This is a genomic window from Rubrobacter taiwanensis, from assembly GCF_004337705.1.
Taxonomy (GTDB): domain Bacteria; phylum Actinomycetota; class Rubrobacteria; order Rubrobacterales; family Rubrobacteraceae; genus Rubrobacter_C; species Rubrobacter_C taiwanensis.
Genome location: NZ_SKBU01000006.1, coordinates 269156 through 288986, shown reverse-complemented (window position 1 = coordinate 288986; position 19831 = coordinate 269156). Strand labels below are relative to the sequence as shown.

The window sequence follows — 19831 nt, the reverse complement described above, 5'->3', positions numbered from 1 at the left end:
CTGGCTGTCGGGTTTGCTATCTATCGAGAACCATCTCCTCCCGGTTGCCCAGGATGCCCTGGGGCCGCACGATGATGATCAGCATGATCAGCGCGCCGATCCCGATCTGCCGCAGGTACGCCGCCTCCGCCCCGGACACCCCGGGGATGAAGAGCGTGGCGTTGAAGATCGACCAGAATATTATAGACCCTACCACGGGTCCCAGATGCGTGCCCATCCCGCCGAGCAGCATGATGGTCCATGCCTGGAAGGTGATGATCGGCAGGTAGGTGTCCGGCGCCAGGCTGCCGATGTCCATCGCGAAGAACACCCCGGCCAGCCCGGCTATCGCGGCGCCGAGTGCGAAGGACTGGATCTTGTATGCTGTCACGTTCTTGCCGAGCGCCCGCACGGCGTCCTCGTCCTCCCGGATGCCCTTCAGCACCCGGCCCCAGGGGCTCTGCAGCAGCACATAGAGCAGAATCCCCACCAGAACCACCGTCGTCCAGACCACGAGCAGCAGGTACTGCTGCGGGTCCAGGAATCCGAGCCCGATGTTCTCCCGGAAGAAGTAGAACTCGGTGGAGTAGCCCCGGATGCCGCGCGGGCCGCGGGTGTACTCGGTAACCACCGGCCCGGACTTCAGGATGAGGCGGAAGATCTCCCCGATCGTGATCGTGACTATCGCCAGGTAGTCGGCCCGGAGCCGGATGGCGGGCAGCGCCACTATGACCCCGAGCAGCGTCGCCGCCACCATCGCCGCCAGGAAGCTCGGCAGGAGCGGTACGTCGAACTGTGTCGTCAGGACGCCCATCGTGTACGCGCCCACGGCGAAGAAGGCCACATGCCCGAAGTTCAGGAGCCCGGTAAACCCCCGGTGCAAGTTCAACCCCTGCACCAGGATCGCGAAGATCCCGGCCGTGATCAGCACGCTCTGGAAGTACGCGATCACAGCGCCTGCTTCCTACCCAGTATGCCCTGGGGCCTTATAAGGAGGACCAGAATCAGCACCAGGAAGGCCACGCTGGTCTTCAGGTCGGCGGGCAGCCCGATGGCCGAGTGGGTCGCCAGCTCCTGAACCACCCCGATCAGTAGGCTGCCGATCATGGCCCCGTAGGCCGAGCCGATGCCGCCCAGGATGACCCCGGCGAAGACCAGCAGCAGCAAAAACCACCCCATGTTGGGGAAGACCCGGCCCTGCAACCCCAGCAGGATACCGCCGTAGGCCGTGAGCGCCCCGGCGATGAGCCAGGTGTAGAGGATAACGCGGTTGACGTTGATGCCGCTGGCCTCAGCCAGGTCCCGGTTGTCCGCAAGCGCCCGCATCGCCGTCCCGATGCGGGTCTTCTGCAGCATCAGCCCGGTGCCGACCAGCGCGATCGCACTGCCGAAGATGATTATTATGTCCTGCGGCGTGAGGGCGAAGAGCCCGAGGTCTATGCGCGGGGAGGGCGGCATGTAGCTCCGGGTCCTCTCGCCGAAGACCCAGAAGATCACGTGCCGCAAGACCAGCGCCAGCCCAATGGAGATGATCAGCAGGTTGACCGTGGACGCCCCCCGCTCGCGCATCGGCTTCCACAAGACCTTCTCCAGAACCCCCATCGCCAGAGCCCCCCCGATTATCGCCGGGATGGCCGCCAGATACAGCGGCAGACCAAGCCCTACGCCCGTGAGCGCCAGAAAGGCCCCGAGCGTCAGAAAGTCGCCGTGAGCGAAGTTGATGAGCTTCAATACCCCGAACACCAGCGACAGCCCGACGGCCGATACGGCTATTACCGAGCCGATAACCACCCCGTTGGCGATAAGCTGAAGCGCTTCCTCCAAACTTCCCCTTACATCCGGAACATAAGAATCTGGCAAATTTTTGCCTCACACCACCCCGTATGTCAAGCGGCGCGCGTGCCCCTGCACGCAAATTGTTATAAAAATCTCAACTCTGACCGGTAAGCTTCTGCGGCGCAAAGGTTGCGCGAAAGCCGGCCGTAAAATATATTAATTGCGGAGTTTATTACTTGTCCATCCGAGATAGCTGGGAGCTTCAGGGGTGTGAAAGGGTCTTTCCCGCTCGCTTCGGTGCCGGACTCCGGCCGGGTTTGCGACCCCGGCCTCCGGGTGGTGGTGTCCGGGGCGCCCACCTCTGAGTTGGGGGACGGCTCTCGCGGGCTCGGAAGTCATGAACCCGAAGAGGAGGTGTTGCGTTGTTAGAGGTACCCAGGTTGAAACTCCTTGGCCTGCTTCTGGCCGCGATGTTCGTTCTGGGGGCCTGCGGGGGAGAGGCCGGGGACACCGGAGAGGGTGAGGAGCCGGCCGACGGCGAGGCTCCGGCGGAGGGAGATCTGAGCGGGCTGGAGCTGAACATCGGGACCGTTCTGCCGTTGACCGGGGATCTGGCCCAGTTCGGCCCGGCCATGGAGAACGGTGCGAAGCTTGCCGCCCAGCAGCTCAATGAGTGCGGCACGATGACCATCAACATGATCCACGAGGACGACGGCACGAACGAGCAGACGGCGGCGACGGCGGCCGACAAGCTGATCAACACCGACAACGTCTCGGTCATCGTGGGCGCTGCAGCGAGCCGCGTCTCCTTCGCGGTGCTGGACACGGCGGCGGTGAACGAGGTGGTGCAGATCTCGCCGGCCTCCACCAGCCCGGACTTCACGGACTACGAGGACAACGGCTACTTCTTCCGCACCACGCCCTCAGACGCTTTCCAGGGCGTGATACTGGCTCAGATAGCGCAAGATGCGGGCTACGAGACGGTGAACGTGCTGGCGCTGAACGACGACTACGGTCAGGGCATCGCCCGGGTCTTTGAGGAGAGCTTCACCGAGGCCGGCGGCGAGGTGGCGGCCAACGTGGCCTACGACCCGGCCGGGACCCAGTTCAGCTCCGAGGTGCAGCAGGCGGCTTCTGGTGACCCGGACGCTATCCTGCTGGTCGCCTTCCCGGAGACCGGCGCGGCCATCATGCAGGCCGCCATCCAGCAGGGGCTTGTCGGCGAAGTTCCGTTCCTCTTCACCGACGGTCTGGCCGATCCCGAGTTCCCGGAGGCCGTGGGAGATAGCCTCGACGGCGAGCGCGGCACCCGGCCGGCCGCCGAGGGGCCGGGCATCGACGACTTCAACGCAGCCTATCAGGAGGAGTTCGACGGCCAGCCGGGCACCTTCTCGGCCAACACCTACGACGCCGTAATGCTGGCCGCCCTGGCCGCTGCGGCGGCGGGCAGCACCGAGGGTCCGGACATCCGGGACAACCTGCAGGATGTCTCCCGGGAGGGGGCCGAGATCCTGCCCGCCGACATCTGCGAGGGGCTGGAGCGGGCCGCCGCCGGTGAGGACATAAACTACGAGGGTGCGGCCGGTTCTCAGGACTTCGACGAGAACGGCGACGTCACCTCCGACTACGAGCTCTGGGAGTTCCAAGGTGGTGAGGTCGTCCGGGTCGAGCTGATCTCGCCGCCCGAGAGCGGGTAGTATATCTGCCCCGGAGCTTTTCAGGAGGAGGGGCGGTCCCCCGGGACCGCCCCTCGGCTCTTCTTGCGCGTCCGGCGCAGGGCCGGCAGCACCTCCCCGATAAGGAGCGCCGAGAGGATGAGAGTGGCGCCCGCCAGCTGCACCGGCGTCAGGCGGTCTCCGGCGAGCCAGTAGCCGAAGAGCGCGGCGAAGACCGGTTCCATGGTGAGAATGACCGCGGTCTGGGCCGCCGGAAGCCGCCGCTGTACGAGCGTCTGGATGTAGAAGGCCAGCGCCGAGGCGACGAGGCCGGTGAGTATGATCGCCAGCCACACCCCGGCCGGGGGAGGCTCCACGGGCTCGAAGAAGGGCCATAGAAAGAGGAAGACGAGGGTCATGGAGAGGATCTGGGCGAACGCCAGGTTCGTCGTGTCGTGGTAGCGGGAGTAGCGGGAGAGCAGGGCGATGTGCGTCCCGAACGCCAGCGCGCAGAGGACGGTGAGAATGTCCCCCACCCGCACCTCCTCCGGGCTCTCCCCGGCCACCAGCGCGATCCCCGCGACGCTCAGGACCACGGCGATAAGGACCTGCCGCCCGGGGCGCACGCCGAACAGCACCCGGTCGGCTATGGGAGCGAAGACCACGAAGAGGCCGGTGATAATACCGGAGTTCGTGGGCGTGGTGAAGCGCAGTCCCAGCGTCTGCAGCAGGTAGGCGGCTGCCAGCACGAGCCCGATCGCACCGCCCACCGCCAGCTCGCGGCGCGAGATCCGAAACCCTGCGAAGCCCAGCAGCGCCGCGCTCGCCACGGCGAAGCGGAGCGCCAGGAACCCGAGTACGCTGTAGACGGCGACCGCGTCGCGTACCACGACGAACGTCCAGCCCCAGACGGCCGTGACCCCGACCAGCAGCAGCGTGTATACCAGACGCTCCACGGCCGCGCCATTCTACAGCAACGGAAGGCCCGGGGACGGTTCAGCGCGCTCTTCGGGGAGGTTTTGTGTGAGATCCAGGCCGCCCCAGCGTGGCGGCGACCGTCACGCCGCAGATCACGAGCAGCCCGCCCGCCACCTGGGCCACCGCGAGGCTCTCGCCCAGCACCGGGACGGCCAGGATGGCCGTGAAGACCGGCACCAGGTTCAGGAACACCGCCCCGCGGGCGGCTCCCACGCGCTCGATGCCGGTGTTCCAGGCCAGGAACGCTGCGACCGACGCTCCGCCGGCGACGTAGAGCAGGCCCAGGATCACCACCGGCGTCATCTCTCCGACGGGTTGGGTGGCGAGCTCGTACCCTCCCACCGCCAGCAGCATCGGCAGTCCGAGGAGCGAGGTGATGGTGGTGGCCGCCAGCGGCGAGAGCGTGCCCATCACCTGCCGGGCGAGGACCGTGTAGCCGGCCCACATCAGCGCCGCCGCCAGCATGATGACGTCGCCCCGGTTGAAGGTGAGCCCGAGCAGTGCCTCCGGCGACCCGCGCGAGACGATCCAGGCCACCCCGAAGAGGCTGAGCGCCGCCCCGAAGACGCGCAGCCCGTTCAGGCGGTCGAGCCCGATCAGGGCCGCCAGCATTATGGTGAGTATGGGGGTCGCGCCGTTGATTAGCGAGGCGTTGATGCTCGTGGTCTCGGTGAGCGCCAGGTATACGAGCGAGTTGAAGAGAAGTACCCCAGAGACCGCCATGCCCAGCAGGGCGGGCCAGAGCCGGCGGGGCGGGACCGGGATGCCGCCCTCCCACCGGAGGGCGAGCGGTGCCAGGATGGCGCAGGCCAGGACCCAGCGCAGCAGGTTCAGCCCGAACGGCGGCAGCGCTTCCACCAGCACCCGCCCGAACACGAAGTTCCCCGCCCAGAGCAGCGGAGCCAGCGCGAGGAAGAGGTACGCGGAGAGCCTGAAACCTGTCCCGGACCGGCGCAGCATGGACTCCAATCCTACCACCGGCCGCCGGAAGGTTTTACGGGCGGCCCGGCTCAGGTAAATTAAAGGTGGTGACCAGGATCATGCACATCTCGGACCTGCACTTCGGGCGGCCCCTGGCGATGAGCCGCCTGAACGCCCTGGGGGAGTCCATCCGGGAGCTGCGGCCCGCGGCGGTTGCGGTCTCGGGCGACCTCACGCAGCGGTGCACAGAGCACGAGTTCGAACGGGCGGCCGGGTTTCTGGCGTCGATCCGGAAGGTCGCCCCTGTTATAGTGGTGCCGGGCAATCACGACGTGCGATGGATGTGGGCCATAGCGCACAGCCTGGGCCTCTTCAGGCGCCGCCGCCCGGGCTTCAAGTACCGGCGCTACCGGCGGCACATCTCGCGCGAGCTCAACCCCTCGCTGGAGCTGTCCAAAGCGGTCATCGCCGGGATCAACACCGCCCACGGCATCTCGCGCGGCTCGCTCACCCGGCGCATCCGGGACCTGGGCGTGATCGGGCATGTGCCCCGGCGGGGTCTGGAGAAGGCCCGGGAGGCGTTCCGGCGCGCGGACCCGGGCGCGGCGCGGATCATCATGATCCACCACAACCCCATAAGGGGTGAGATCTCGGGCCGCCACGGACTCGCCAATACCGAAGAGGCGCTGGCCGCCTTCGCCGACATGGGGGTCGAGCTGGTGCTCTGCGGCCACGACCACCAGGAGGCCATCCACCACGTCGAGACTACCGAGCGCGGGCTGGTCATCTCCACCGCCGGTACCATCTCCAACCGCCTGCGTGCCGGCCGGCGCTCCAGCTTCAACGTCGTTGAGATCACCGACGGCGAGATGGAGATAAGCACCCATACCTGGGAGCGGATGAAGGGCTTCCGCCCGTCTATGGTCCACACCTTCCGGCGCTCCGCCGTGCCGCACTCCGCCTAGCGGTTCAGAATCCGCACCACCAGCGGCGAGGTGATCATCTGCACCACCGCGTAGAATACGGCGGGGACCAGGATCTCCCCGGGCAGCCCGCTGGCGACCACCACGGCGGCGGCTATGGTGAACTCCTTCTTGCTCACCGTGAATAGGAAGGCTATCTGATCCTCGCGGCTGCCGGCGAACCACCGCATGGCCGCTCCGAACCCATAGCCGGCAGCGTTGAGCGCGATCTGCGCCAGCAGGATGACCAGCGCGTAAGGTCCGTAATCCAGGATGATCCCGGCGTTGGGGCCGATCACCGCCAGCAGCAGCAAGAGGTAGGTCAGGGAGGACCCGAAGGAGTAGACCGGGTCGAAGCGGGATGTGGCCGCCGGGTAACGGGTGCGCAGGAGGATTCCCGCAGCCATCGGCACGAGGATCACCAGGCACAGCTCCAGGATTAGCAGCCCCACGGGAACCTCGAACCGCACGCCGGTCAGCAGCAAGAGCAAGAGCGGCACCACGAACGGCGCGAGCGCGGTGTTCACGGCGTTCAGGACCGCAGCCAGCGCTACGTTGCCCCGCCCCAGCAGCACCAGCAGCGGCGCCGAGACGTCTGTGGGCAGCACCCCTACGAGCACCTGCCCCGTGGCCAGCGGTCCGGAGCCGAAGAACAGGCGCCCGATCAGGAGCCCCGCGAGCGACATCGGGCCGTAGACGAGCAGCGTCGCGGCGAGCTGGTAGGAGGGCCGCCCGAGCACCCGCCGCACGGCGCCGAAGTCGAAGGTCAGGCTAACGCAGAGCATCAGCAGCGCCAGCAGGAGGGTGACGGCCGGGTACAGAGCCTCACCGAGCACCGGGAAGGCCAGTCCCAGAGCCGCCGTCGCGAGCACGAAGAGGAGCAGGTTCTCCTCCAGCACCTTCAGATGGCCGAGAGCCTTCGCCATTGTGGCCGCATAAAAACACCTCCGCCCGGCCCTGACAATCCCCCGGGAGGGGTTATAATCGCTTCTGCATGCAACCGGGACGAAGGAGCAGCCTGCGCAGTATGTGGAGTAGACTCACCCGGGGCGGCGACGGCCTCCCGCGGGAGAAGGTGGACGCCATAGTCCGGCTGATAGACCAGTACCTCTCCGAAGAGGCCAAACTGAGAAACCTGCACTCCGACAAGCAGACCATCCACCCCCGCGACCTGCCGCCGGACAAACGGCAGGCCCTGATCTCCGAGATCACGGAGATACTCAAGGACACGCGCAGAGACTGAGCTCGCGGCCCTAACCGCCGGAGAGAGAGCGTCCGGTCAGCCAGGCGGTCGCCTCTTCGAAGCTGGCAAAGAGATGAAACTCATCGCCGTACCCGCTTAACCGGATCAGCCGCCGGGCCCAGGAACCCTCTCCGGCCACCACGGCCAGCGCCCCGGAGGCACCCTCCAGAGCCCTCCCCGCCCCCCTCAGCGCATGCAGCACCTCCACGTCCATGAAGGTGGCCCGGCTCAGGTCCAGGACGACCCGTGGCCGCGAACCGGAGAGATTCGCGGCCCTCTCCAGGTTCGCCTCCAGCTCGCCAGACCGCTCCGCCTCCAGCTCGCCGCCCGCGACCACGACCCCTACCGGCGGCGATTCCGGCAGCAGCGCGGAGTAGATGTTGGCTCTCCTAACTATCCCCGCCCGCCAGCCGCTCTAAGCCCCGGATATCCACCACGTGTATGTGCCTACCCGCCATCTTCACCACCCCGGCCCTGCGCAGCTGCAGCAGAGTATTGGTGACCGCCTCGCGGTTGGCCCCGATCATGGTGCCCAGCTCCCGGTGAGTGTAGCGGGTTCGGATCTTTATCTCCCCGGACGCCCTCACGCCTTCTCTCCGGGCCAGCTGCAGGATGAGGCGGCTCAGCCGCTCCCTCACCCTCCCGAAGCAGACGTTTGCCAGCACTTCCCGGTAGAGAGCCAGCCTCTTCCCGAGCAGATCCACCATCCTCATTCCCACTTCGGGCCGCTCCATAACCAGCTCCTCGAAGACCTCACAACTCATGATGGCTATCCGCGCGGGCTTCATGGCCCGCACCCACTCCTGCGGCATCGCCCCTCCCGAACCCGCAGGCCCGAAGATCTCCGCCGGCCCCGCTACCAGCAGGGTGAGCTCCCGCTCTCTCAGCACTGCGTACACCCGCACCCGCCCCTCGAGAACCACGAAGAACGCCCCGGCATAATCCGCCGTGCGGAAAGACTCTCCCCTCCCAAGCCTCACCTCCGGCAGACTCAGGGCCAGCTCCCTCAACCGCTCCCCCCCAAGGAGCGGCTTGAATACCTCCACCCGCGCAAGCCTCCGCTCCTTCGCCCTCGCAGAGGAACTCCCTCCCTGTCCTGTCGTCTGCAGGCGACGGGACAAGTGCCCACCTCACATGTTTAGAATAAGTGCTATGTAGAAATTATACTCACAAACCTGCGGGCGTCCGGATCTTTCCCGGAAAAATTCGCCGTGTTTTCGTATCCGGGCGCACTGAAAACTTTTACCATCTTTGTGAGAATCCGGTTCCCTGCTTCTATTGGGGCGGGGAAAGGGAGAGGGCCGGTGTCCCGCACATCAAGTCCCTACACTCATCACAGTCCCCCCTCTCGGCAGGGACGGCGGGGCACCGGTTTTCCCGGGGGACGGGTGAGGGGGAGCGTCTTGGATCTCGTACGGAGGGGGGCCGTCCCCTTAGGGCGGGAGGGATATAATAGGAGCGGGCACGTCTCGCGCAGGCGTTCGGTGCCTGAGAGTACGCTCCGGAGCGGGTGGGTACGCGTGTATCCTGCCGATAGAGATGCGGGTTCCGCTGAAGGACAGCTTCAGAGTTCTGAGGGATCCGGTGGCCGGGATCTGGGTTCGCCGGGCGGCTGAGGGCGGGAGGCTGGACAGGGGCTTGGGGGCGAGGCTCTTCGGGGGAGATGTGGCGGTGGATCTGGGCACCGCAAACACCAGGATCTTCGTGCGGGGCGAGGGGGTTTCACTCTTCGAGCCTTCGGTCGTGACGGTGGAGGTTGCAACGGAGAGGCTCCTTGCGGTCGGAGCGGCGGCCCGGAAGATGCTGGGACGCGCTCCGGGCAACATAGCCGTCGTGCGGCCCCTGAGGAGGGGTGTGATCGCCAACTTCGAGCTCACGGCGCAGATGCTCTCGCACTTCATCTCTCAGGTACGGCGGCCCCTGCTCTCCTCCCTGATCGGGCCGCGGGTTGTGGTGTGTGTGCCCTCGGAGGCCACCCGGGTGGAGATCCGGGCCCTCAGGGAGGCCGTTGAGTTCTCCGGAGCGCGGGAGGTGTTCGTTGTCGAGGAGCCGCTGGCGGCGGCGATCGGAGCCGGGCTGCCGGTGAGCGAGCCGCGGGGCTCCATGGTGGTGGATCTGGGGGCCGGGAAGACCGAGGTGGCCGTGATCTCCCTGGGAGGTATCGTGACCAGATCCTTCATCCGTATCGGGGGTGAGGATCTGGACCGGGCCATCGCCACCTACATCCAGCGGGAGCACAAGCTAACCGTCGGACCCGTAAGCGCCGAGCGGCTCAAGATGGAGCTGGGCAGCGCTCTGCCGCCCGGAGAGGAGCGGTCGGTCGAGGTGAGGGGCAGGAGCCTGTTGAGCGGCTTCCCTCAGACCATCACCGTAAGCGGCGGGGAGATAAGGGAGGCCATAGGCGTGCAGGTGGAGGCGATCGTGGCGGCGGTGAGGGACACGCTGGACCGAACGCCGCCCGATCTGGCCTCGGACATCATGGATGTGGGGATGGTGCTGACCGGCGGGGGCGCCCTGCTGCGGCGCCTGGACGAACGGTTGCGGCGGGAGACCGGGGTGCCCGTTCACGTTGCAGACGATCCGCTGGAGTGCGTGACCCTGGGAGCCGGGCGCGCCCTGGAGGAGATGGACCATCACCACAGCTCCCTCCTCCCCGGTGATTAGAGAGCCTAAACCGCCTTCAGCGACACCCCGAGCAACTCCGCGTAGAGACGTAGCTCGTCGGAGATCAGGCGCGGGAGCAGGAACTTCTCGCGCACCGCTTCGCGGCCCCTCACCCCCATCTCCCGGCCCTTCCCGGGCTGCCGTAGCAGCTCTATCACCCGCCCGGCGCATTCTTCCACGGAATCCACCAGATAACCGCTGACCCCGTCCTCTACCTGCAGCGGAATGCCGCCGGCACGCCCGGCCACCACCGGCGTCTCCTTCCAGAGAGTCTCCGAGACGACCAGCCCGAAGCCTTCCCGGATGGACTTCTGGATCACCACGTCGGAGTAGCGCTGGAAGGCGTTCACCTCGATGTTGCCCACGCCCGTGAGGTTGGTGAAGACGTGCACCCCTTCGTCCTCTCTGGCGGCCTCCTGGATGTTGTGGTAGATCTCCCACCCCTCCGGGTCGTCGAGAGCCATCGAGCCCACCAGGGCCAGCTGCGACTCCGGAAACTCCTCCCGGACGAGCCGGTACGCCTCTATGACGCCCAGAGGGTCTTTCCAGGGGTCGAACCGCGAAACCTGAGTGATGAGCGGCCTCTCCACTTCCACCCCGATCCACTGCAGGACGCGCCGGGCGGTGGCGGGCCTGAGCTCCAGGTTCTTGGGGCTCTCCGGGTCTATGGCGGGCGGGATGATCTCCACCCGCTCGACCGGGAATCCCGGAGGCACGAAGCCCTCCAGCGTGAAGGCCGCCGCATCGTACTCCGAAAGATACGGCTCGAGAAAACCCCATACCCGGGGATTGGGCTCAGAGGTGTCTATGTGACACCGCCAGAGCCACCTCGTCCCGTCCCCGCCGTAGAAGTGAGGCAGAGCCAGCGGCTGCGGGTCGTGGACGACGATCAGGTCGTACCGCTCCTCCAGAAGGTGCGCGTTGCGGACGGAATGGGTTATGTAGGTCTCCCGCTCCTGAGCGCTCAGCTCCTGTTCAGCCCCCTGCAGAGCGTTGTGGAGCTTCTTGGTCACCGAGAAGAACTTCTCGTCGCCGGTGATGATCTTCCAGTCGGCATCTAACCCGAGATCCCGGAGCAACGGTACCTCAGAGCGCAGAATCTCAGCCACCCCACCCCCGTAGGGCGTGGCGTTGAGGTGAAGCACGCGAGCCCCGCGCAGAGGCCCGGCCAACTCCTCCAGCCGAGCCACCACCTCACCGCCGGCAGCATCCTCATAACACCCCACGTGCTGCGTGCCGATGTCCACGGCCTCCAGCATCCTCCACCTCCGGAAAGACGCAAAACCTTGCCCTCAGAATAGGTTACTACTACCCGCACTTCCCGGCGAAAACACCACCACCGTCGTTGATAGGGTTGGGGGGTATGGTATGATGATCGGGGAGGTGAGTAGATGACCGAGACCAAGGACGGGCTGGTTGCGATCTCCATCCCGGTAACGGGCATGTCGTGCGCGGCGTGTTCGGCGCGGGTGGAGAGGGCGCTCTCGGGTGTCGAGGGTGTGGTGGAGGCTGGTGTGAACCTTGCTACCGGCCGGGCGAGCGTGGTCTACGACCCTGGGCTTGCGGGTCCGGAGGATCTTCTCGGGGCCATAGAGGGTGCCGGGTACGGTGTTGAGATACGCCGTACCGGCTTCGGGGTCACCGGGATGAGCTGTGCTAGCTGCGTGAGCCGCGTTGAGGGGGCGCTGCGGGACGTGCCGGGGGTCATAGACGTCAGCGTGAATCTGGCGGCCGAGAAGGCCACCGTGGAGCACCTCTCCGGTGTGGCCGGGATTGAGGACTTCGGCCGGGCCGTGCAGGACGCCGGGTACGGCGTGTCCCGGGAGGAAGAAGGAGAAGAGCCCGGGGGCGAACTTCGAGACCTGGAGTACCGGAAGCTGCGGAACAAGGTCATTCTGGGTGCGGTGCTCTCGGCGCTGGTTCTCCTTGGCAGCCTGCCGCACATGACCGGGCTTCCGAGCCCGGTTCCGATGACCTGGCTCAACTTCGCGCTCTTCCTGCTCACCACCCCGGTGCAGTTCCTGGTAGGCTCGCAGTTCTACCGGGGGGCCTGGGGAGCGCTCAAGCATGGCCAGACCAACATGAACACGCTGGTCGTTATCGGGACCAGTGCTGCGTACCTCTACAGCACGGCGGTCACCTTTGCGCCACAGCTCTTCGCCGACCGGGCGGACGTGTACTATGACGTGGCGGCCGTGATCACCACCTTCATCCTGCTCGGCCGGCTGATGGAGGCCCGGGCCAAGGGCCGCACCGGCGAGGCTATCAGGAAGCTCGCCGGGTTGCGGGCGAAGACGGCGCGCGTGGTGCGCGGCGGCGAGGAGCGGGACGTTGCGGTGGAGGACGTGCGGGTAGGAGACATCGTGGTCGTGCGGCCGGGCGAGAAGATACCGGTCGACGGGCGTGTCATCGGCGGCGAGTCCTCGGTGGACGAGTCCATGATCTCCGGCGAGCCCATGCCGGTCACCAAGCGGCCGGGCGACGAGGTCATCGGGGCGACCATCAACGGGAGCGGTTCGTTCCGCTTCTTGGCCACCCGCGTCGGGAAGGACACGGCGCTCGCCCAGATCATCCGCATGGTTGAGGAGGCGCAGGGCTCCAAGGCCCCCATCCAGCGCCTCGCGGACAGGATCAGCGGGATCTTCGTCCCCATCGTGATAGCCATCGCGATCGCCACCTTCCTGGTCTGGTGGTTCTTCGGCCCCGAGCCCGCCTTCACCTTCGCGATGCTCAACTTCGTCGCGGTGCTCATCATCGCCTGTCCGTGCGCTCTGGGGCTTGCCACCCCGACCTCGATCATGGTCGGTACGGGCAGGGGGGCGGAGATGGGCATGCTCATAAAGGGTGGCGAGGTTCTGGAGAAGGCCCACAGGCTCACCACCGTCGTGCTGGACAAGACCGGCACGCTCACCCGCGGCCGGCCGGAGGTGACGGACGTGGTGGTGGCGAACGGGCTCTCCGAGGAGGAGCTGCTGCGTCTTGTGGCCTCCGCAGAGCGCGGCTCTGAGCACCCTCTCGGGGAGGCCATCGTCGAGGGAGCCCGGCGGCGCGGCGTGGATCTCGCCGGAGCCGAAGGGTTCCGTGCCGTGAGCGGCGGCGGGATAGAGGCCGCTGTCGAGGGCCGCGAGGTCCTGGTCGGCAGCCGGCGCTTCCTGGAGGAGGCCGGTGTTCCGGAGGACGGGCTCGCCCTGCAGGCCGACCGGCTCGCTGCGGCGGGCCGGACCCCGGTATTCGTCGCGGTGGACGGCCGGCCGGCCGGTCTCGTCGCGGTGGCGGACACCGTCCGGGAAGAGTCTAAGGAGGCGATAGAGGAGCTGCACCGGATGGGGCTTGAGGTCGCCATGATCACCGGCGACAACCGCCGCACGGCGGAGGCCGTAGCGCGCCGGCTCGGCATAGACCGCGTGCTGGCCGAGGTGAGGCCGCAGGAGAAAGCCGATGAGGTTGCGAAGCTGCAGAAAGAGGGCAAGATCGTCGCGATGGTCGGGGACGGCATCAACGACGCCCCGGCGCTTGCCCGGGCGGATGTGGGGATCGCCATTGGGACCGGCACCGACGTCGCGATGGAGGCCGGGGACATAACGCTCATCTCCGGGGACGTGCGGGGCGTCGCGCGGGCCGTGCGGCTCTCGAAGGCCACGATCCGCAACATCCGGCAGAACCTCTTCTGGGCCTTCGCGTACAATGTTTTGCTCATCCCGGTGGCGGCGGGGGCGCTCTACCCGCTCTTCGCCGGGGGCGGCGTGCCGGAGGCGTTGCGGCCGGTCTTAGGCGAGTACGGGTTCCTCAACCCCATGCTCGCGGCGGCGGCGATGGCCTTCTCTTCCGTCTCGGTGGTCACCAACGCTCTCCGGCTGCGGCGGGTAAAGATCTAGGTCAGGAGGGAGTGTATGGAAACGACACCGGAGAACACGGCGCACGGCTACATCAGGGCCGGCGACAAGGAGAAGCTGCGGCACCGGCTGCGGCGCATAGAGGGTCAGGTGCGCGGTATCCAGCGGATGCTGGACGAGGACGCCTACTGCATAGACATCCTGACCCAGCTCGGCAGCATAGTGGCCGCGACCGAGAAGGTCGGGCTGCTCATCCTCAAGGACCACATGGACCACTGCGTCCGCCACGCCGTGGAGCGGCGTGATGAGGCGGACGAGAAGATAGAAGAGGTGGTCTCCGCCGTCGAGCGTTTCCTGAGAGTCTAGAGAGGAGCGATACCATGAAGCGGATCAGGCTCACCGTCCCGGACATGAGCTGCGCCCACTGCAAGGCGGCCATCGAGGAGTCCCTGGGCCGGCTGCCGGGCGTCGAACGCGCCGGCGCCGACCCGGACACCAAGCAGGTAGAGGTTGCCTTCGACGAGGGGCGGGCGAACGAGGAGCAGATCCGGCTCGCCATCGAGAACGCCGGCTACAGCGTGGCGGCCTAGCCGGAGCGCGAATCAGTGCCGTGGCGGCGGGGCCATCGTCACCAGCAGGACGAGGTTCTCACCGGACTCATTGCGGACGCCGTGGGGCTCGCCGGCGCGGGCGATCACGGCGTGTCCGCGATCCAGATCCCGCTCCTCGTTTCCTACCGTAAAGCGCCCCGTGCCCTCCAGCACGTAGTAGACCTTGTCCGAGCCTTCGTGCGCGTGCACCTTCTGGGCCTGTCCGGGCAGCAGGCAGTACACGTCGTAGAAGAGCCGTTCCGAGTCGAAGAGGCTGTTCTTGCGCATCTTCTCTTCCGAGAAGGCGACGGCGTCTGCGATGCGGCGAGTCTCCATACGCTCCTCCCTGCAGATTGCGGACGCACCCATTCTAGCCCACCCGGAAGAGCGCGAGCCCGAAGAGTCCCTCCCGGTCGGTGTACCAATTCTCCAGCCGGAACCCGGCTTCGGCGAAGACCTCTCCTGCGGTCCTGCGGGTGAACTTGGCGCTGATCTCGGTCCGTACGCCCTCGCCCGCGGCGAAGCGGACGGTGAGGTCCAGCTCGCGCACCCGCACCTCCTGCTCCCCGGTGGCTTGCAGCCACATCTCGATGCGCGAGTCCCGCTCGTTGTAGAAGGCGCGGTGTTCGAACGCTTCGGGGTCGAAGTCCCCGCCGAGCTCCCGGTTTATATTGCGCAGCATGTTGCGGTTGAACTCGGCCGTCACCCCGGCGGAGTCGTTGTACGCGGCTTCGAGCGTGGCGCGGTCCTTCACCAGATCCAGCCCGACCAGGAAGCGGTCGCCCGGCCCGAGTCCCCGGCGCACCTTCTCCAGGAACTCGCGCCGCGCGGCCGGGGTGAAGTTGCCGACCGTGCCGCCGAGGAAGACCACGAGCCGCCGTCCTGCTCCCTCCAGCACCCGGTCCAGCGGTCCGTTGAAGTCCCCGGCGAAGCCCCGGATCCGGATCCCGGGATACTCCCGCGCCAGCCGCCGCGCGCTCTCGCGCAGCGCTGCCCCGCTCACATCCAGCGGCGCGTAGCGCACCGGACCTCCCGCGCGCCGCAGGGCGTCCAGCAGCGTCCGGGTCTTGCCCGCCGAGCCGGAGCCGAGCTCGATCAGCTCGCCGGGGCGGCTGCGGGCCACGATCTCGTCCGACCGTTCCCGCAGGATGGAGTGTTCCGCCCGCGTCTGGTAGTACTCCGGCAGCTGCGTTATGCGTTCAAAGAGCTCCGATCCCAGCTCGTCGTAGAAGTACCGGGGTGCGGCCGAGAGATCCTTGGGGAGGGCCGTCAGCCCGGTCCGGACCTCCTCTCCGGTCTCCGGCCTTCCCGGGGCCTCCAGAGTCTCTATCCGGATCATCTCCGGGTTCTCCCTTCCGCATCGAGCGCGCGCAGAGCCACGCCGCGCTTCCCGTCCACGGCCAGCACGTGCCGGTCCGGGACCGCTCGCCAGCCGGGATCGGAGTCCAGCGGCTCGGAGGCCACCACGACCGCCTCCGGGAACGCCGCCCCGTCCTCCAGCACGTAGAGCGAGTTCCCGGGGCCCGGCTCCGAGTAGCGGGTGAAGACCATCGCCCGCCCGTCCGTCACTGCGAGGTTGAGCGCGGCGGGAGTTCCGGAGCACAGTTTTGCCACGCGGCGTACGGTCTGCGCGGCTGCCTCTTCGAGAGGCCGGCCCTCCCTCACCCGGTCTGCGAGCAGGGCGAAGATCGTCTCCGAATCGGAGACGCCGAGCAGGCCCGCGTACGCCTCGTCGCTCAGCTCCCGGCGCAGGCGGCGTATGGCCGTATTGCGGAAGTCCCGGATCGCACCGTTGTGCATGAAGAGGAGCCTCCCGCTCGCGAACGGCGGGACGCCGCTCTCCTCGGCCGGCAGCCCCGGCGTGGCGTTGCGCAGGGCAGCGAAGATGCAGCGGGCGAGGATCTTGCGCCCGATGCTGGCGAAGCTACGGTCGGCCCAGATGGGCCGGACGGAGGTGTAGACGGCGGGTTCGTCGTCTATCTCCGGCGCGTACCACCCGGCGCCGAAGCCGTCGGCGTTGACCACCCCGGAGCGCATCTCCCGCGGGGCGTAGCTCTGGCGGAGCAGCGAGTGTTCGGGCTCCAGCGCGAGCGAAGCCAGGCTGGTCTCCCCTTCCCCCAGGTAAGCTGCGAAGCGGCACATCTCTTCAGGCTCCGGGTTGCAGATTGAGGCGGTCCCCGGAGTGGGGACGCGCCGCTCTACTCAGCACAGCGGAACCCGGCGAAGATCTGGCGCCGGATGGGGAAGTCCCAATTGCGGAAGGTATTGCGGATCGCGCCCGGCCGCGTGGCCCACGAGCCGCCGCGCAGCACCTTGTACCGGTCCCCGAAGAAGACCTCCGAGTACTGGCGGTAGGGGAAGGCCTCGAAGCCCGGGTAGGGCTCGAAATCGCTCGCGGTCCACTCCCAGACGTCCCCGATCAGCTGGTGGCATCCGCAGGCGCTTACGCCTCCCGGGTAGGCCCCGACCCGGGCGGTCCGGAAGGCGAGCTGGTCCAGGTTGGCGCGCTCCGGGCTCCAGGGCTCGTCGCCCCACGAATAGAGCCTCCCGGATTCCCGCTCGGGGTCCCAGGAGGCCGCCTTCTCCCACTCGGCTTCGGTGGGGAGCCGCTTGCCGGCCCACCGGGCGTACGCGTCGGCCTCGTACCACGAGACGTGCACGACCGGGGCCAGCGGGTCCACCGGCTCGTGGAAGCCGAACCGAACCGTCCACCAGTCGTGCGGCTCCCTCTGGTACCAGTGCTTAGGCGCGGAGATCCCCTCCTCGCGGACCCATTCCCAGCCCGCCGCATCCCACAGCTCCGGCCGCTCGTAGCCACCGTCCTCCATAAACCGCATGTACGCTCCGTTGGTTACGGGGGCTGCGTCTATGCGGAAGTCCGGGAGGTTCACCTCGTGCGCCGGGCGCTCGTTGTCGTAGGCCCACCGGCGGTCGTCGGTGCCCATCACGAACGGCCCCCCGGGGACCCGAACCATCTCCTCACTCACCCCGCCGCCCTCCGGCAGCTTCTGGCCCTCGGGTCTGTACCCCTCGCCTTTCTTGAGCTGGAGGGTCTGGAGGATGGTCTCGTTGTGCTGGTACTCGTGCTGGAGGACCATGTTGTAGACGAAGCCGTCCCTAAGCAGCGGATCCTCAGAGGAGAGGTCTACCCGCTCCAGAATCTCCAGCGCCGTCCGGCGCACCTCCCCCAGGTACCTCTCCGCCCCCTCCCGGTCCAGCAGCCGCAGGGAGGGCCGTTCGCTCCTGGAGTGTTTGGAGGCGTCGTAGATGTCGTTGAGCTCGGGGTCGGGGGAGCCTCCGGCCAGCTTCTGCACGAGCCACAGATCCTCGAAGTTCCCGATGTGCCCGAAGTCCCAGATGATGGGGCTCATGATCGGGTCGTGCTGGGCCTTCAGATCCTCATCGGAGAGCGGCTCCAGCAGCCACCGCGTGCGCTCGCGGGCTTCCGTGAGATCCCGGACGATGCGCCCCTTCTCGCTCCTCTCTGACACTGCTCCTTCCTCCTCCGGTGAGTGTGCAGGCCCACCCCGTTAGCTTACCCCGCCTGCGGAGATTACCAACCCTTGAAAGGCAGAGAAGCGCCCCTCCCGAAACCCGGAGAGGGGCGCCGTTCTTTACGATCGCTTTCGCTCAGATACCGCCGTCGGCGGCGTAGGTCCAGCCCACGTGGATGTGGTCCTGGTGCAGGGCGTCTACGAACGAGCCCGGCCCGAAGGCCCAGGGACTGCCCAGCTCCTCGGGAGCGAAGTTGCTGTAGATGGCCGCGGCCAGCTCATACGCCGCGGAGTTGCCCGGCGAGACCGGAGCTCCGTTGACCGCCGAGATGTCCACCGCCCGGTAGAAGTAGTGGGCGTTCGGAAAACCGTAGTACCCCAGAGCGTCCAGCGTCGGGGAGTCGGCATACGGGTGGCCGGTCTTGATGGCCGAGAGAGTTATCGTGTACCGGGAGGCAGCGAACGCGATGACCTCCAGCACCCGCGGGTCCACGTTGCCCGAAGCGATGTCCTCCCGCACGCCGGGGTACATCGTGATGTTCGGGTTCTCCAGCAGCGCCTGGGCCGTCGGGTCCGCCGGCTGCGGCGCAAACTCCTCCTCCTCGACCGGAGCCTCCTCGGCTGCCTCTTCCGGCTCGTGGTAGGCGGGCTCGTCTATGACCGGCTCGGCGTACTGCTCCTGGACCGCGCTCTGGTCCTCAAAGGAGTACTGCTCCTCCGCTACATACTGTTCCTCAACCGGGGCCTCGGGCTCGTGGTACTCCGGCTCGGGCAGCACCGGCTCGACGTACTGCTCCTCCGCCGGGGTCTCCGGCTCAGCGTACTGCTCCTCCGCTGGGGTCTCCGGCTCGGCGTACTGCTCTTCGACCGGAGCCTCGGGCTCGGGCGGCACCGGTTCGGCGGCGGCGGCGCGCGGCGGTTCGGGCGCGGGCTCCGGCTGCGGCTCTGCCGGGGCGGGCTCCGGCTGCGGCGGCGGGACGGTAGCCGTCACGGGCCGGTTCTGCTCGCGCCGCTCCTCTGCGGCCCTTGCGGCCAGCTCTGCCCGACGCTCGGCGGCCTCGCGCGCTTGCCGCGCCTGCTCCTCGCGCACCAGCTGCGCGACCTCGGCGTTCAGCGAGTCCAGCATCTCCCGCTGCTGCTGCAGCCGGACCTCTATGGCGGCCCGGCTCTGCCGCATCTCTGTCACGAGCTGCGCCTGCTGGCCCTGCTGCCGGCGCAACTCCGCGCGCTGGCCGGCGAGCCGGTCCCTGATCTCCTGAGCCTCCTGCACGGCGGCCCGGTCCTCTTGAATCATGTAGAAGACGAACTCCACCCGGTGCGAGAACTCGCCGAAGGACCGCACCGAGAGCAGCACGTCCAGGAACGCCACGCCGCCGGAGCGGTAAGCGCTCCGGGCCCGCTCCGAGAGCCGCTCCTGCGCCGCCTGCAGTTCACGCTCGGTTCGCTGCAGCTCCCCCGCGTTCTGCCGGAGCTGGGCGTTAACGACCTGCAGCTCGGCCTGCGCCTGATTGTATGCGGCCTGGGATTCGGCGACGGCCTGCAGCGTGGCCTGTATTTCGGCCTGCACCTGGGCCGCCTGCGCCCGTTTGTCTTCTATCTCAGGCGTCTGGGTATCGGCTCTGGCGGCGAGGATCGCTGCCAGAGCTACGACGCCGGCGAACAGAAGGATTCTGACGAAGCCACCGCTCGTGGGATAAAGGATTCTGGATCTCAAAGCCCCCTCCAGACCTTTAAGT

The 19831-nt window shown here is 67.4% G+C and carries 20 protein-coding genes; 7 read left to right on the top strand and 13 right to left on the bottom strand.

All coding sequences use genetic code 11. The annotated features are described in order from the left end of the window. Positions 1 to 16 precede the first annotated feature (16 nt). Together E0L93_RS03665 and E0L93_RS03660 are read right to left on the bottom strand one after the other, a co-directional pair. Positions 17 to 931, bottom strand: coding sequence for a branched-chain amino acid ABC transporter permease (locus tag E0L93_RS03665; RefSeq protein ID WP_132688607.1), 915 nt, complete (start codon positions 929 to 931; stop codon positions 17 to 19). Beyond that, positions 928 to 1803 (bottom strand): branched-chain amino acid ABC transporter permease, encoded by an 876-nt coding sequence (locus tag E0L93_RS03660; protein ID WP_132688605.1) that lies wholly within the window; start codon positions 1801 to 1803, stop codon positions 928 to 930. Before E0L93_RS03660 ends, E0L93_RS03665 begins: the two co-directional genes overlap by 4 nt. A gap of 374 nt (positions 1804 to 2177) precedes the next feature. Here E0L93_RS03660 and E0L93_RS03655 point away from each other — a divergent pair, with 374 nt between their 5' ends. Then, on the top strand, positions 2178 to 3452 hold the full coding sequence (locus E0L93_RS03655; RefSeq protein ID WP_132688602.1) for an ABC transporter substrate-binding protein: 1275 nt from the start codon (positions 2178 to 2180) through the stop codon (positions 3450 to 3452). A 20-nt stretch (positions 3453 to 3472) separates the two neighbouring features. On the opposite strand, the gene E0L93_RS03650 is transcribed toward E0L93_RS03655, so the two are convergent. Continuing rightward, positions 3473 to 4366 (bottom strand): DMT family transporter, encoded by an 894-nt coding sequence (locus E0L93_RS03650; protein WP_132688599.1) that lies wholly within the window; start codon positions 4364 to 4366, stop codon positions 3473 to 3475. A 40-nt stretch (positions 4367 to 4406) separates the two neighbouring features. Further along, on the bottom strand, positions 4407 to 5348 hold the full coding sequence (locus E0L93_RS03645) for a DMT family transporter (protein ID WP_132688597.1): 942 nt from the start codon (positions 5346 to 5348) through the stop codon (positions 4407 to 4409). 65 nt (positions 5349 to 5413) lie between these two features. Here E0L93_RS03645 and E0L93_RS03640 point away from each other — a divergent pair, with 65 nt between their 5' ends. Next, a complete protein-coding gene (locus E0L93_RS03640; RefSeq protein WP_132688594.1) occupies positions 5414 to 6274 on the top strand; it encodes a metallophosphoesterase family protein in 861 nt (286 codons plus the stop codon). On the opposite strand, the gene E0L93_RS03635 is transcribed toward E0L93_RS03640, so the two are convergent. After that, the gene (locus tag E0L93_RS03635) at positions 6271 to 7197 is read right to left on the bottom strand and encodes a bile acid:sodium symporter family protein (RefSeq protein ID WP_132688591.1); all 927 of its coding nucleotides are present in this window, start codon (positions 7195 to 7197) and stop codon (positions 6271 to 6273) included. The two genes, E0L93_RS03640 and E0L93_RS03635, sit on opposite strands and share 4 nt — an antisense overlap. Positions 7198 to 7298: 101 nt before the next feature. Between E0L93_RS03635 and E0L93_RS03630 the strand changes: the two genes are divergently transcribed. Continuing rightward, positions 7299 to 7514, top strand: a complete 216-nt coding sequence (locus E0L93_RS03630) for a hypothetical protein (RefSeq protein ID WP_132688588.1) — start codon at positions 7299 to 7301, stop codon at positions 7512 to 7514. A gap of 10 nt (positions 7515 to 7524) precedes the next feature. On the opposite strand, the gene E0L93_RS03625 is transcribed toward E0L93_RS03630, so the two are convergent. Then, the gene (locus E0L93_RS03625; protein WP_279387440.1) at positions 7525 to 7878 is read right to left on the bottom strand and encodes an STAS domain-containing protein; all 354 of its coding nucleotides are present in this window, start codon (positions 7876 to 7878) and stop codon (positions 7525 to 7527) included. A gap of 25 nt (positions 7879 to 7903) precedes the next feature. Then, positions 7904 to 8560, bottom strand: coding sequence for a Crp/Fnr family transcriptional regulator (locus E0L93_RS03620; RefSeq protein ID WP_132688583.1), 657 nt, complete (start codon positions 8558 to 8560; stop codon positions 7904 to 7906). 493 nt (positions 8561 to 9053) lie between these two features. Between E0L93_RS03620 and mreB the strand changes: the two genes are divergently transcribed. Continuing rightward, complete coding sequence (mreB, locus tag E0L93_RS03615; protein WP_132688580.1) at positions 9054 to 10178, top strand: rod shape-determining protein; 1125 nt, start codon at positions 9054 to 9056, stop codon at positions 10176 to 10178. A 5-nt stretch (positions 10179 to 10183) separates the two neighbouring features. Here mreB and E0L93_RS03610 read toward each other — a convergent pair whose 3' ends face one another. Then, on the bottom strand, positions 10184 to 11437 hold the full coding sequence (locus E0L93_RS03610) for a glycosyltransferase (RefSeq protein WP_132688577.1): 1254 nt from the start codon (positions 11435 to 11437) through the stop codon (positions 10184 to 10186). Positions 11438 to 11569: 132 nt separating this feature from the next. Between E0L93_RS03610 and E0L93_RS03605 the strand changes: the two genes are divergently transcribed. The 3 genes from E0L93_RS03605 to E0L93_RS03595 are packed head-to-tail and all read left to right on the top strand — an operon-like array spanning position 11570 to position 14601. Then, positions 11570 to 14053 (top strand): heavy metal translocating P-type ATPase, encoded by a 2484-nt coding sequence (locus tag E0L93_RS03605; RefSeq protein WP_132688574.1) that lies wholly within the window; start codon positions 11570 to 11572, stop codon positions 14051 to 14053. Between the two features lie 15 nt (positions 14054 to 14068). Beyond that, positions 14069 to 14377, top strand: coding sequence for a metal-sensitive transcriptional regulator (locus E0L93_RS03600; protein WP_132688571.1), 309 nt, complete (start codon positions 14069 to 14071; stop codon positions 14375 to 14377). 14 nt (positions 14378 to 14391) lie between these two features. Continuing rightward, on the top strand, positions 14392 to 14601 hold the full coding sequence (locus E0L93_RS03595) for a heavy-metal-associated domain-containing protein (RefSeq protein ID WP_132688569.1): 210 nt from the start codon (positions 14392 to 14394) through the stop codon (positions 14599 to 14601). 12 nt (positions 14602 to 14613) lie between these two features. On the opposite strand, the gene E0L93_RS03590 is transcribed toward E0L93_RS03595, so the two are convergent. The 5 genes from E0L93_RS03590 to E0L93_RS03570 form a co-directional block, all read right to left on the bottom strand. After that, on the bottom strand, positions 14614 to 14937 hold the full coding sequence (locus E0L93_RS03590; RefSeq protein ID WP_132688566.1) for a cupin domain-containing protein: 324 nt from the start codon (positions 14935 to 14937) through the stop codon (positions 14614 to 14616). Positions 14938 to 14971: 34 nt separating this feature from the next. Next, positions 14972 to 15940, bottom strand: coding sequence for an L-histidine N(alpha)-methyltransferase (gene egtD / locus E0L93_RS03585; protein ID WP_132688563.1), 969 nt, complete (start codon positions 15938 to 15940; stop codon positions 14972 to 14974). Then, a complete protein-coding gene (egtC, locus tag E0L93_RS03580; protein WP_132688560.1) occupies positions 15937 to 16743 on the bottom strand; it encodes an ergothioneine biosynthesis protein EgtC in 807 nt (268 codons plus the stop codon). The genes egtD and egtC overlap by 4 nt, the downstream gene beginning before the upstream one ends. A 56-nt stretch (positions 16744 to 16799) precedes the next feature. Next, positions 16800 to 18092 (bottom strand): ergothioneine biosynthesis protein EgtB, encoded by a 1293-nt coding sequence (gene egtB / locus E0L93_RS03575; RefSeq protein WP_132688557.1) that lies wholly within the window; start codon positions 18090 to 18092, stop codon positions 16800 to 16802. A gap of 139 nt (positions 18093 to 18231) precedes the next feature. Further along, on the bottom strand, positions 18232 to 19809 hold the full coding sequence (locus E0L93_RS03570) for a murein hydrolase activator EnvC family protein (RefSeq protein WP_132688554.1): 1578 nt from the start codon (positions 19807 to 19809) through the stop codon (positions 18232 to 18234). Positions 19810 to 19831 lie beyond the last annotated feature (22 nt).